General features: G+C 37.9%; 13 protein-coding genes. All 13 read left to right on the forward strand.

What is annotated here, in order from left to right; translation table 11 throughout:
* Nucleotides 1-7 precede the first annotated feature (7 nt).
* The 13 genes from HMPREF9072_RS00615 to HMPREF9072_RS00675 all read left to right on the forward strand — a co-directional run bounded on the left by HMPREF9072_RS00615 (nt 8) and on the right by HMPREF9072_RS00675 (nt 12505).
* Nucleotides 8-598 (forward strand): Crp/Fnr family transcriptional regulator, encoded by a 591-nt coding sequence (locus HMPREF9072_RS00615; protein WP_034565946.1) that lies wholly within the window; start codon nt 8-10, stop codon nt 596-598.
* A gap of 86 nt (nt 599-684) precedes the next feature.
* Nucleotides 685-1332, forward strand: a complete 648-nt coding sequence (locus HMPREF9072_RS00620; RefSeq protein ID WP_009410011.1) for an NADPH-dependent F420 reductase — start codon at nt 685-687, stop codon at nt 1330-1332.
* Nucleotides 1333-1471: 139 nt separating this feature from the next.
* A complete protein-coding gene (locus tag HMPREF9072_RS00625; protein WP_009410012.1) occupies nt 1472-3013 on the forward strand; it encodes a glycine betaine ABC transporter substrate-binding protein in 1542 nt (513 codons plus the stop codon).
* The gene (locus HMPREF9072_RS00630; RefSeq protein ID WP_009410013.1) at nt 3010-3720 is read left to right on the forward strand and encodes an ABC transporter ATP-binding protein; all 711 of its coding nucleotides are present in this window, start codon (nt 3010-3012) and stop codon (nt 3718-3720) included. Before HMPREF9072_RS00625 ends, HMPREF9072_RS00630 begins: the two co-directional genes overlap by 4 nt.
* A gap of 223 nt (nt 3721-3943) precedes the next feature.
* Entirely contained in the window at nt 3944-4903 is a 960-nt protein-coding gene (locus HMPREF9072_RS00635; RefSeq protein WP_009410014.1) for a quinone oxidoreductase, read from the forward strand.
* 51 nt (nt 4904-4954) lie between these two features.
* Entirely contained in the window at nt 4955-5404 is a 450-nt protein-coding gene (locus HMPREF9072_RS00640) for a hypothetical protein (RefSeq protein WP_009410015.1), read from the forward strand.
* 216 nt (nt 5405-5620) lie between these two features.
* Nucleotides 5621-6439: an alpha/beta hydrolase gene (locus HMPREF9072_RS00645; RefSeq protein ID WP_009410016.1), complete on the forward strand. Its 819-nt coding sequence runs from the start codon at nt 5621-5623 to the stop codon at nt 6437-6439.
* Between the two features lie 44 nt (nt 6440-6483).
* Nucleotides 6484-6978, forward strand: a complete 495-nt coding sequence (locus HMPREF9072_RS00650; protein ID WP_009410017.1) for a 3'-5' exonuclease — start codon at nt 6484-6486, stop codon at nt 6976-6978.
* A gap of 107 nt (nt 6979-7085) precedes the next feature.
* Complete coding sequence (locus HMPREF9072_RS00655; RefSeq protein ID WP_009410018.1) at nt 7086-7838, forward strand: helix-turn-helix domain-containing protein; 753 nt, start codon at nt 7086-7088, stop codon at nt 7836-7838.
* A gap of 65 nt (nt 7839-7903) precedes the next feature.
* On the forward strand, nt 7904-10297 hold the full coding sequence (locus HMPREF9072_RS00660) for an AAA family ATPase (RefSeq protein ID WP_034565957.1): 2394 nt from the start codon (nt 7904-7906) through the stop codon (nt 10295-10297).
* A gap of 77 nt (nt 10298-10374) precedes the next feature.
* Nucleotides 10375-10752: a VOC family protein gene (locus HMPREF9072_RS00665; RefSeq protein WP_009410020.1), complete on the forward strand. Its 378-nt coding sequence runs from the start codon at nt 10375-10377 to the stop codon at nt 10750-10752.
* Between the two features lie 205 nt (nt 10753-10957).
* Entirely contained in the window at nt 10958-11761 is an 804-nt protein-coding gene (locus tag HMPREF9072_RS00670) for a hypothetical protein (RefSeq protein WP_009410021.1), read from the forward strand.
* A 189-nt stretch (nt 11762-11950) separates the two neighbouring features.
* Nucleotides 11951-12505 carry an NAD(P)H-dependent oxidoreductase gene (locus HMPREF9072_RS00675; protein WP_009410022.1) on the forward strand — a complete coding sequence of 185 codons (555 nt, stop codon included), beginning with the start codon at nt 11951-11953 and terminating at the stop codon, nt 12503-12505.
* The last annotated feature ends 37 nt before the right edge of the window (nt 12506-12542 follow it).

The following is a 12542-nucleotide window of genomic DNA, read 5'->3' on the forward strand; positions in this document are numbered from 1 at the left end:
GAATACTATGGAACCCTATATCACCCCAATTATCAATCATTTTGAGAAGATTATTCTGCTTAACGCCAAAGAGAAAGCCTATGTAACTGAGGCTTTTCAGCCACGTTTGTACCGCAAGAAGCAATACATACTGCAGGAAGGCGATGTGTGCCACGTGCTCAATTTTGTAGTGAGCGGCTGCCTGCGGATGTACACCATCAACGAGAAAGGCACCCAGCATATTGTACATTTCGCTCCTGAAAATGAGTGGATATCCAACCTAATGAGCCTCTATAAAGAAACACCTTCAGAGTTCAGTATTGATGCCCTCGAAAATACTACTGTACTACAGATAAAACGAGAGGATTTATTTCAACTCTACGGCTATTCGCCTAAGTTTAACCGCATCTTCCGCGTGTTGATAGAAGAAGCCTATGCCCAACTTCAACAACGCTTCCTATTGAGTATCAGTGCTTCGGCACAAGAAAAATATCGTTACTTCACCCAAGCCTATCCTCACCTACTACAACGACTACCACAGACACAAATTGCTGCTTTTCTAGGAATCACTCCCGTATCGCTTAGCAATGTAAAAGCCGAATTGTTAAGATTAAAATAATTTAAGGGTATTTCTTAAAATACTTTATTGCTTTCGCCTGCCGTATCGCCGTACCTTTGCACCAGAATTTTAAACGTATTATTAAAATGAAAACAGAACAAAAAATTGCCGTTATAGGCTTAGGAAACATTGGTAAGGCAGTAGCCAAAAACCTTAACAAATCAGGTCGCAAATTTATAGTAGCAGGTAGAGATACTGCCAAAGTAAAAGAAGTAGCTAAAGCTTGGCAAAACGCACAAGTAGCCGACATCGCTACTGCGGTAAAAGAAGCCGACATCGTAATCCCCGCTATTTATTTTCCTCTTGTTGCTGACTTCTTGAAAGAACACGCTGAGGCACTCAAAGGAAAAGTAATTGTAGATGTATCTAACCCTATTGCTCCCGATGAAAACGGAGGCTTTAAGAAAGTAATTGCTGCTGAAGCCTCAGCAGGTGAAATCAATGCTTCACACTTGCCACAAGGAGCACACTTGGTAAAAGCCTTAGGTACCCTATTGGCAGGATCGCTCAGTGCTGAAGCCTTTACCACTCCACGCAAGGTGCTCTTCTATGCTACCGATGAGGTAAGTATCAACCCAGTGGTAGAGCAACTTATCAAAGACACAGGTTTTGAACCCGTACGTGTAGGCGGTCTCAATCAGTCTATTCGTATAGAAGTATTCGGTGACCTACACGAAGCTGGTGCTGTAGGCAAAACCGTTACTTTAGAAGAAGCAAGGCAATTGGTTAAATAGTCGTTTTGTTAATTAGTAAAGAAAACAGAATCTTTTTCAACCATTTAATTAGCCAATGTGTCGATAACACATTGGCTAATTGGCTAATTATTTTTATCTTTGCACTATTATCACATTGGCAAATTAACACATCAACACATTGGTAAATTTTATCACTCTTCTTCGTGAGGAAGCGCCGTTCTTCCTGCACCTGACTGCTGAGCATTTACTTATCTCGCTCTTGGCAATTGTTATCGCAACGTTTATAGGGGTGCTATTGGGGATTTTTATCAGCGAGTACCGCAAGTATGCCGTTTGGCTCTTGGGGGCTGTGAATGTGCTCTATACTATCCCCTCTATCGCTTTATTGGGTTTCTTTATCACTATTACGGGGGTAGGGAACCTCACGGCTCTTATTGCTCTAATACTCTATGCTTTACTGCCTATTATCCGCAGTACTTATACGGGTATTACCCAAATCAATCCGCTGATTGTAGAGGCTGCAGAGGCAATGGGTAGCACCCGCAGGCAACTGCTTTGGAAAATCAAACTTCCTTTAGCCCTCCCTGTACTGATGTCGGGCATTCGCAATATGGTAACGATGACCATTGCACTGGCAGGGATTGCCTCGTTTGTAGGTGCCGGGGGCTTGGGTGTGGCTATCTACAGAGGTATCACTACCAATAACAGTGCGATGACCCTCATAGGCAGTGTGCTGATTGCGCTCTTGGCTTTAGGTTTTGATTTTCTTTTGGCAAAAGTAGAGCAACGATTGATGCACCGTGAAGTTGCCTATAAACGCAATCCGCTAAAGCTGGTAGGAATAGGAATTTTGGCACTGCTCATCACCTTGTTCTTTGTGCTTTCGCCAAAAAAGACGAAAAATATTCATATCGCTACCAAGCCGATGACCGAAAGCTACATATTAGGGCAAATGCTCACCTTGCTTATTGAGCAAGACACGGGGCTTTCGGTACGACTGACCAATGGTGTAGGAGGTGGCACCTCCAACATTCACCCAGCAATGTTGCGCGGAGACTTTGATATGTACCCCGAGTATACCGGAACCGCGTGGGAAGCAGTACTCAAACGCAAAGACCCTTACAACGAGAACAAGTTTGCCGACTTAGAAACTGCCTATAAAAAGCAATACGGATTGGAATGGGCTAACCTATATGGTTTCAACAATACTTACGGTTTGGCAGTGAGCAAGGAAATGGCTCAAAAATACCAGCTCAAAACCTTTACTGATTTGGCTAAGGTGAGCGAGCGACTTATCTTTGGGGCTGAATACGACTTCTTTGAGCGAGAAGACGGTTACAAAGCACTACAAGAGGTATATGGAATGCACTTTAGAAAGGTACTCGATATGGACATCGGACTGAAATACCAAGCGATGCGCGATAAGAAGATTGACGTTATGGTGGTTTTCACTACCGACGGACAACTATCGGTAAGTGAGGTGGTGGTACTGCAAGACGACCGTAATATGTACCCTTCCTACAAGGCAGGCACAGTGGTACGCACCGAGCTACTGACCACCTACCCCACCCTGCGCACTACTTTGGCAAAGCTGAACCAGCTAATAGACAATACTACGATGGCACACCTCAACTTCTTAGTAGAAACTGAAAGAAAACGACCTGAAGAAGTTGCTAAGAACTTTCTGCTACAAAAAGGACTTTTAGACCCACAACGATGATTACTTTTTCTCATATACACAAAAATTATAATGGTAAGGAAATTATTGCTGACTTCAATCTCACCATTGAAAGCGGCACTTTCCTCACTATCATAGGCACTTCAGGCTCTGGCAAAACCACCGTACTAAAAATGATTAACGGATTGGTATTGCCCGACAAGGGCGAAATATACATTGACGACAAGAATATTTTGGAGGAAGACCTCATTGCCTTACGCCGCAACATAGGTTATGTAATTCAAGGGAATATCCTCTTTCCGCACCTCACTGTTGCTGAGAATATTGCTTATGTACTCCGTCTGAAAAACTACTCTAAAACCGACATCACACACATTGTAACCGAAAAACTACAACAGGTAAACCTCGACCCTGAACTCGCCAACCGATTCCCACATCAGCTTTCGGGCGGACAGCAGCAGCGGGTAGGTATTGCAAGAGCCTTAGCGGCAAGCCCTTCAATCATCTTAATGGACGAGCCTTTTGGGGAGTTAGACATCATTACCCGTCAGCAGCTACAGCGAGAGCTCAAAGTGCTGCATCAGCTCTCAGGGGCTACTATAGTATTCGTTACTCACGACATAGCCGAAGCCTTAACACTGGGTACCAAAGTATTGGTGTTGGACAAGGGTGTTATTCAGCAATACGACACCCCCGAAATGATTAAACAACACCCTGCTAATGAATTTGTAAGACAATTAGTTAATTAACGTCAGTTCGATATAACAGAATATTGATTTACAGCTTTATATCATAATATATTCACAAAATAATTCACCGTCAGGTGAAAATTCGTGAGATAATAAAAAATAAAGACTTTTATACACTCCCAAATTCGTGAAAATTCGTGAAATTCGTGGGAGATTAAAAATATTTTACTGATTGTTAAGTAATTACTTACGTCGAACTCACGTTAATTAATAATCTATAAAAATGAAAGCTATCGTTATTTACAAAGCAGGCGATGCCCAACAATTACAGTTAGAAGAACGTCCTATCCCAGCACTCAAAGAGGGGTGGACGTTAGTAAAAGTAAAAGGCTTCGGCATCAACCGTTCGGAGATATTCACGCGGCAAGGACACTCACCTTCGGTTATTTTTCCGCGTATTTTAGGTATTGAGTGTGTAGGGGTAGTGGAAGCTACTACCAGTCCTACTTTGCAAAAAGGGCAGACTGTTGTTTCGCTAATGGGTGAAATGGGTAGGGCTTTTGACGGTAGTTATGCCGAGTATACCCTCTTGCCCAATACACAGGTATATCCTATAAACACCTCACTAAGTTGGGACGACCTTGCGGCAGTACCCGAAACCTATTACACTGCTTTTGGCTCTATGCAGAATCTACAAATCAAACCCACCGACACCGTACTGGTGCGTGCTGCTGCCAGTGGGGTAGGCATTGCTTTTTTACGATTGGTAAAAGCTCAATACCCTACGCTGAGGGTAGTAGGTTCTATCAGAGGTAATAATACTGAGAAAGCAGCTGTACTCTTGGGGTTGGGTTACGATGCTATTATCGCCGATAATGATAACGTTTTGGCTACCGATGAGTGTTTTGATAAAATATTAGAGTTGGTGGGACCTGCGAGTATTAAGGATTCATTTGCCCATATAAAAGAATATGGCATCATCTGTGCTACAGGACTTTTAGGCGGTAAGTGGTATTTAGAGGACTTTGACCCTACTCGCGACCTCCTGCACAATGCCTATCTTACCACCTTCTATTCAGGCAGTGTAAATGCCGAAAAGATTACCCAATTATTTGCTTATATTGACGAACACGATGTACCTGTTGCTCCCGAGAAAGTATTTGCCTTAGAAGAAATAGTTGCTGCTCATCAATATGTTGAAAGCAGTGCAGGTTATGGCAAAGTAGTAGTGCGCATTAACTAATTTGCTAATTATTTTTGTATCTTTGCCCCTAAATCATCAAATACAAATCCAATGAAAAAGATTTTTTTATTCTGTTTAGCCCTTGTGGGCTTTGTAGCTACAGCACAAACCTACGAATTTAAAGTAGTAACCGCTGTAGAATCGGTTATACCTTCTGGAATGGGGCGTTCGCGCTTGATTTCGACTAACGATGAGCGCAATTACAAAGATTTTACCACCACCCGCTCCGAAGACGGTGATGAACGCAACAAAAGTGACCGTGATGAGATTCGTGTCAAAGGTTTTGACGAAACCAAATTGCTGAACTTCTTTAACATCGGGGGGATTCGCTTTCAGAATATCGCTGCCAACGATGCCCTTATCACTTCCAAACTCAATGCAATGAGTGAAGAAGGATGGGAGCTCGCCTTTGTTACCAGTGGTGTAGAAAGTAATTCAGGTAAAGACGATTCTACAGGGCTTTTTATCACCCGCTTTGTTTTCAAACGATTGAAAAAGTAGTCTTCAAAATTAGTAAACGTAAAATTGTCAATTTCGTGAAATTTTATCTTCCACATTACCCAGCAGCGCCAACTCGCTGGTTTTGTGGAAGATTAAAATACTTTGCTGTTTTTTAAATAATTACTTACGTTGAACTCTCATTATTTATCACAGAGTCATTTCAAATGGATAACTATATAGTCCCCGTAAAATAATAAACACTAAATATCAGATAAGATGAAAAAAGTATTGACTTTATTGTTTTTAACGACGTTTTTTTGGGCTAATGCCAAAACTGAACCTATAGAAACACAAGGTGCGGTAGGCAAACTCCGAGGGGTGCTTACTACTCCCGACAATTTTAACCAAAAGAAAATCCCCGTGGTGATTATGTTTCACGGTTTTACTGGAAATATCAACGAGAAAATAAACATCACTATAGCCGAAACCCTTGCCAAAGAAGGCATTGCTTCTGTGCGCTTCGACTTCAACGGACACGGGAAAAGCGATGGCGACTTCGAGAAAATGAGCCTCGATAACGAATTAGAAGATGCGCGCCGTATTGTTCAGTATGTTGAACAACTACCTTTTGTGAGTAAAATAGGCATCTATGGTCATTCACAAGGAGGGCTGATCTCAATATTGCTCAGTTCAGAACTCGGCAAGAGTAAAATCAAGGCAGTGGCAATGCTAGCTCCAGCAGTTATCATTCACGATAATATGTTACAAGGGTCTTTTTTTGGCACTACCTTCGACCCCCTAAATGTCCCCGATAAGGTGAGCCTCTTCTCAGGCAAAATTACCGTAGGCAAGGACTATATTCTTTCAGGGCAACGCATAAAGCCTTTTGAAGCCGCTAAACGTTACAAAGGAAAGGTAAAAATCATTCACGGAACAGGTGATAGAGCCGTACCTTACTCGTATAGTGAATATCTTTTGTATTTCTACAAAAACGCCGAATTAACAATCACTCCAAAAGCCGACCACGTTTTCTCTAACCAAGAAGATATCCCCGCCACCGAGGTAAGTCAATGGATGAAAAAACAACTTAAATAACGTGAGTTCGATATAACACTGACTTTACTTGTTACCTGAATAAAATGAACACTTTCGCAGCCTTAGACTTTGAAACCGCCAACCAATACCGCAGTAGCGTATGCAGTATCGGACTTGTTTTTGTAGAAAATAACGAGATTGTCGATACTTATTACCAACTGATTAAACCTGCACCAAACTTTTATAGTTATTTCAATACCCAAATACACGGTCTTTCGCAGCACGACACCGAAAAAGCACCGCTCTTCCCCGAAGTATGGGCAGAAATATTGCCAAAAATAAAAAAATTACCCCTTGTAGCTCATAATAGTGTGTTTGATGAAGGTTGTTTGCGGGCTGTATTAGCTTATTACGAGCTCCCACAACACACTAATCCTTTCTTTTGTACTTATCAAAAAGCGCGTAAACTCCTCCCTCAGCTTGTAAATCACAAGTTAGACACTGTATCCGCTTATTTTGGGTTTGATTTAAAGCAACATCACCACGCCTTAGCCGATGCCGAGGCTTGTGCGCATATCGCTTTAGAACTTTTCAAGTGAGATCGCAACCTTTATTTAGCAAATCTGACAAATTGGCTAATTATTTCTATCTTTGCACTTAATCAATAGCAAACAACGTGTTATCACTTCGTCCCTATTATCACCCTATGCAATCGGTTATTCCTGCGGAAGAAAAAGAGGTTACCTATACCGAGTTTCTTCCGTGTGAGGCTTTGCGCTCATTTATCTATTGCTATTGGGAACTGAAATCTCCTCCGCGTAGCACACCTTTTTGCTACCGAGTAGTTGCCGATGGTTGTATAGACTTATTTTTTGACTGCAACGCCCCGCAGATGAGTTCCGTTATGGGCTATTGCAATACGTATATTGAGTTTCCCATAATGGGTGCTTTTCACTATGTAGGGGTGCGCTTTCTGCCCAGTGCCTTTCCGCTACTTTTTGGTCAGGATGCTTTTGAAATCAGCGCACAAGAAATTCCCTTGTGCGAGGTAGTTCCTGCTTTGGCTACTTTTATCACTCAGCAGTTGGAGGCTCCCCTTTCGTTAGCTACCATAGCACAACGTTTGGACAACTATTTTCTCCGTCACCTATCACAACGCCCTTTGCAGATGGACAAGCGCTTTTTCTCAGCACTTTTGCAGATATTACAAAGCAAAGGCAGCATACACATCAGTGAGTTGGATACCGGCATCAGCACCCGACAGTTGCGCCGCCTTTTCGACTACTACATAGGCGATAGTCCTAAGACTTTTAGCAATATTGTGCGCTTTCAGCATATACTAAGTACAAAAGCCTACCACAACCATTCTTTTTTAGACACTTATTACGACCAAGCCCACTTTATCAAATCGTTTAAAACATTCTATGGCGATACCCCAAGTAAGGTGTTTATAGAGTAATTTGTTAAAAAGATTTGAAGTAAATAAATTTTAATTAATTTTGCATATTCTTAATGGAAGTGAAAATGATTACAAAAATCACAAAAATAAATAACTTAGCAGTTTTTAAAAACTTTGAATGGGATAAAGTTATTCGAGATAAAGGAAATAATATTTCTAAATTTACTAAAGTAAATATTATTTATGGGAGGAACTATTCTGGAAAAACAACTCTTTCAAGAATTGTTCGCTCTTTAGAAACTAAGAAACTATCAGAAAAATATGAAAGTCCTGACTTTGAAGTTGAGTTTGATTCTAACTATAAAATAACTCTAAAGAATATAGAAGAACAAAAACAAATTATTCGTGTCTTCAACGAAGATTTTGTAAAGGAAAATTTGAGATTTATCTATAATCCCGAAGAGAACATAACTCCTTTTGCCATATTAGGAGAAAATAATAGTATCGAAGAAGAGATAGAAAAATTAAAAGAAAAGTTAGGTAGAAATGAAGAAGGAAATAAAAGCGGGCTCTATTTAGAACTCGAAAAAAAAGAACATAATAGAGAATTAGCTAAAAAAAGATATGATAGTAGGAATACAAGTCTGGAAGATAAAATACAAGATAAAGCAATAAATAAGGAAATAGGTATTAAATATCACTCAGATATATTTGGAGATCAAAATTATAATTCTACAAAATTAAAAAATGAAATAGAAACTGTCTTAAAAAAAGAAGTTATCTTAACACAAGAAGAAGAGGCTAATAAGTTAGCTCTTCTTAAAGAAATAATTAAAATAGATACCTCTCCTATTATTGTCCCTGAAATTGATTTACAAACTTTAAATAATAAAGTAAAGGAGGCAGTTACTAGGCCTATTACACCTTCTAATAAGATAGAAGAGCTAGTTAAAATAGCTGTTTTAAATCGCTGGGTAAAAGAAGGCCGGAAAATTCATAAAGAAAATGGTTTAAAAGAATGTTCTTTTTGCGGTAATAAAATATCAGAAGAACGTTGGAAAGAATTAGATAAACATTTTGATGAAGAGTCTGAAAAATTAGAAAAAGAAATTGATTCAATGTTGCAAGAAGTAGACTCATATGTGACTAAAATTTCAGATGTACTACCAATAGATAAAAATAAAAATCTTTTCTATACCAATTTTCAAAATGAATTAGAACGACTAATTGAGGAGAAAGACAATTGCATTAAAAAGATAGTTAAAGAGCTTAATAGTCTAAAAGAAGTATTAGAGTCAAGAAAACAAGATTTATTAAATACTCAGTCTTTTCCCGATATACAAGATTTTTCAAAAGAATTAAAAGAATGTATCTCGAAGTATAATCTTCTTGCTGAAGAATCAAATCGTTATTCCGAAAAATTATTGCAAGATCAAGAAAATGCAAAAAAGGTATTAAGATTAAAAGAAGTAACAAATTTTGTAAGAAATATTGAATATTCAAAAGAAAAAGCAGAAATAGATGATCTGAAAATTAAGTGGGAAATTTCTTTAGATGAAGAAAAAAAAGTTAATGATAAAATCACAGAAGTATTAAATCTTATTTCCAATAAAGAAAGAGAAAGAAAAGATGAAGAAGCTGGAGCCAAAAAAGTAAATGAATATCTTAATAACTTTTTTGGTCATAGTTTTTTAACCTTACAAGCTTTAAAAGATAAGGATGGAGAAAAAAGTATTTATTTTGAAGTTGTTAGAAATGGGAAAAAAGCATATCATTTAAGTGAAGGAGAATGTAGTTTAATATCTTTTTGCTATTTTATGGCTAAACTTGAGGATATTGATACTAAAGATATGAATCCTATTATTTGGATAGATGATCCTATTTCAAGTTTAGATGGGAATCACATATTTTTTGTTTATAGTTTGATAAGTTCAGAAATTATTCAAACAAAAAAATTTGAACAATTATTCATATCAACACATAATTTAGATTTTCTCAAATATCTGAAAAAATTCTCAAATCATTTTACTAAAAGAGAAAATCAGGAAAATATTATTTCTTATTTTTTACTTACTAGAGAAAGAGATGAAAGTAATTTAATCATAATGCCAAACTATTTAAAAAACTATGTAACAGAATTTAATTACCTATTTCATCAAATATATAAATGTTCTATTGCAGAAGAAAATGACATTGATGAATATAACTTATTCTATAATTTTTCTAATAATACACGAAAATTTTTAGAAGCTTTCTTATTCTATAAATATCCTAATGCAGACATAAATGATAAAGCTAAACTATTAAATTTTTTTGGAGGAGACAAGCAGGCTACAATATTAGCAGATAGAATTGATAATGAATATTCTCATTTAGAGGGATTATTTGAAAGAAGCATGAGACCTGTTGATGTTCCAGAAATGAGAACAATGGCTCAATATATTTTAAGAAAAATTGAAGAAAAGGATAAGGAACAATATGATGCTTTATTAAAAAGTATAGGAGAATGTAAGAAATAAAACTTTGTCCGTTTTTTACAATCGTATTCCCTGCGCTTGCGGTACTTTTGCCCCCGAATAACAAATACATTATCAGAATGAAATTAAACGCAGGTATTATCACCGAGAAATTAGCCGAGAGCAAGGCTTTCTACACCCAAGTATTGCAATTTGGCGTTACTTTTGAAAACGACTTTTATTTGCTGTTGCACACCCCCAATCACGAGGCAGAAATCAGTTTTTTGTTGCCTAACCACCCTTCGCAACAGCCTCTCTTCCAAAAACCTTTTACCCAACAGGGCGTATACCTCACCATTGAAGTAGAGAATGTAGATGAGTATTACCACAAACTAAAAGAGCAAGGAGTACCTATTGCTATAGACTTACGCGAAGAGCCTTGGGGCGAACGCCATTTTGCCATTATAGACCCCAACGGCATCGGTATAGATATCGTAACCTATTCTGCACCTGAGTAAAAATAAAAAATCCCCGCTTGTAGAGAAATCTACCGGCGGGGATTTTTTAATTAGCTAATTATTCACTACTTTTGCACTCATCATCCGTAATTCGTAATTCGCCATTTGGTTAGGAATAAAACTCGATAAAATCGAACAATCCTCTAAAAATTAGCCTATGAGAACATTCCTATTCTTAATCTTTATACTTAACTATTCTCAAAATATGTTTAGTCAAACCAAAACAAGTATAGACACCATATACAAACAAGATTTCGAGGACTTTTCTCTACAATTAGTCAGAGATGATAGTGGAGAGAAGCAAGCCGAGTTCCGTACACTTTATATAGACAAAAAATCAGGAGAAGCAACTAAAATATTTGTCTCTACTTATAAAAAGGACTCTAATTGGGCAACAAGTAAATATTTAGGAGAAGGTGCATATCATACTTACAATATCATCAAAGAATTTCATTTAGAAAATAAGCTACTTGTTTTCTATTCTTGTTGGGGAGTAGTAACCGCCGTAAGTTTTGATTTAACTACAATGACACATAAAACCTATTATATAGGATTATACCCTCATACGGGAGCTTTTGCAAATCTCGCACATAGTATGGAAACCAAAGAATATAAAGGTATATTCTATTTTCATATTGAAGCAGGACAACAATACGGTGGGAGAGCTAATATATTAGGCTACTTTAACCCTAAAACCAATGAAATGTACGACTATATTCCTGATAATACGCTTGGAAAACGCATTTCAGATATAAACAAAGACTTTGAAACCCTAAAAGAAGACAAAGAAACTTCTCTTTTTATAAAAAAGCTACTCATAAGGCTCAAATTAGCCCCTGATAATGTAGTAATTTCTTATTTGTTTAGATCTGAATATCAAAATTTCACTTATTTTTTCTATGTCAAGGACAATTCATCTGTAGAGATTCTAAGATATGATAGCGAAAAAAAGGAATGGTTTGTTGGTGGCTATAATGCCTCTCCTTCACCAACCTATGAAAAGCCATAAAACCTTTAGAAAACATACCCCCCCTCCCCACTTGTAGAGAAATATACCTTTGGGGATTTTTTATATCCACAAATCATAGTATACCTACACCTTAAAAAAATATTTATAAAATAATATATAGTAAGTTTGCTTATTATATAAAAACATATTACCTTTGCGCCCGAATAAAGAAGTAAATTTAAATTATATATGAAAGTTTTAATTATCAACGGGCATCCTACAATGGAGACGTCTAACGCCAATAAGGCTATTTTAGAAGAAGTAAAACGCTTGCTCCCTGAGGCTGAAGTAAGTAACTTACAAGCTCTTTATCCTAACTATCAAATTGATGTAACTGCCGAACAAGCTAAACTTGTAAAAGCAGATGTAATTGTATGGCAATTCCCCGTGAATTGGTATTCGCTTCCTGCCTTGTTGAAAAAATGGTTAGACAACGTGTTTTCACACGGCTTTGCTTATAGCGACAACAAGCTGATGGGCAAGAAACTCATCCTTTCTTTCACCACCGGAGCACCTGAAGAGGCTTACCAACACGGTGGCGCACAGAACTATCCGTTTACCGATTTTCTCAATATTCACCGCCAAACTGCCAATCACTGCAAACTGCTATTCCAAGAGCCTGTAATCTCTTACGGAATGAAGTACATTCCAGAGGTAATGCCCGAAGAAGCACTTACAACCCTACAACAAAGAGCCAAAGATCACGCCGCTCGATTGGTTGCGCAAATCAAAGAATTAAGCTAATTTTGCAATTGATAAAAATCACCGTGTGGCAGTGTGT

The organism is Capnocytophaga sp. oral taxon 324 str. F0483 (assembly GCF_000318315.2).
Classification (GTDB): domain Bacteria; phylum Bacteroidota; class Bacteroidia; order Flavobacteriales; family Flavobacteriaceae; genus Capnocytophaga; species Capnocytophaga ochracea.

What these genes read in the sequence shown, in the direction of transcription:
- HMPREF9072_RS00615 (WP_034565946.1), top strand. Translation starts at nt 8, where the DNA reads ATGGAACCCTATATCACCCCAATTATCAATCATTTTGAGAAGATTATT.
- HMPREF9072_RS00620 (WP_009410011.1), top strand. Translation starts at nt 685, where the DNA reads ATGAAAACAGAACAAAAAATTGCCGTTATAGGCTTAGGAAACATTGGT.
- HMPREF9072_RS00630 (WP_009410013.1), top strand. Translation starts at nt 3,010, where the DNA reads ATGATTACTTTTTCTCATATACACAAAAATTATAATGGTAAGGAAATT.
- HMPREF9072_RS00635 (WP_009410014.1), top strand. Translation starts at nt 3,944, where the DNA reads ATGAAAGCTATCGTTATTTACAAAGCAGGCGATGCCCAACAATTACAG.
- HMPREF9072_RS00640 (WP_009410015.1), top strand. Translation starts at nt 4,955, where the DNA reads ATGAAAAAGATTTTTTTATTCTGTTTAGCCCTTGTGGGCTTTGTAGCT.
- HMPREF9072_RS00645 (WP_009410016.1), top strand. Translation starts at nt 5,621, where the DNA reads ATGAAAAAAGTATTGACTTTATTGTTTTTAACGACGTTTTTTTGGGCT.
- HMPREF9072_RS00650 (WP_009410017.1), top strand. Translation starts at nt 6,484, where the DNA reads ATGAACACTTTCGCAGCCTTAGACTTTGAAACCGCCAACCAATACCGC.
- HMPREF9072_RS00655 (WP_009410018.1), top strand. Translation starts at nt 7,086, where the DNA reads ATGCAATCGGTTATTCCTGCGGAAGAAAAAGAGGTTACCTATACCGAG.
- HMPREF9072_RS00660 (WP_034565957.1), top strand. Translation starts at nt 7,904, where the DNA reads ATGATTACAAAAATCACAAAAATAAATAACTTAGCAGTTTTTAAAAAC.
- HMPREF9072_RS00665 (WP_009410020.1), top strand. Translation starts at nt 10,375, where the DNA reads ATGAAATTAAACGCAGGTATTATCACCGAGAAATTAGCCGAGAGCAAG.
- HMPREF9072_RS00670 (WP_009410021.1), top strand. Translation starts at nt 10,958, where the DNA reads ATGTTTAGTCAAACCAAAACAAGTATAGACACCATATACAAACAAGAT.
- HMPREF9072_RS00675 (WP_009410022.1), top strand. Translation starts at nt 11,951, where the DNA reads ATGAAAGTTTTAATTATCAACGGGCATCCTACAATGGAGACGTCTAAC.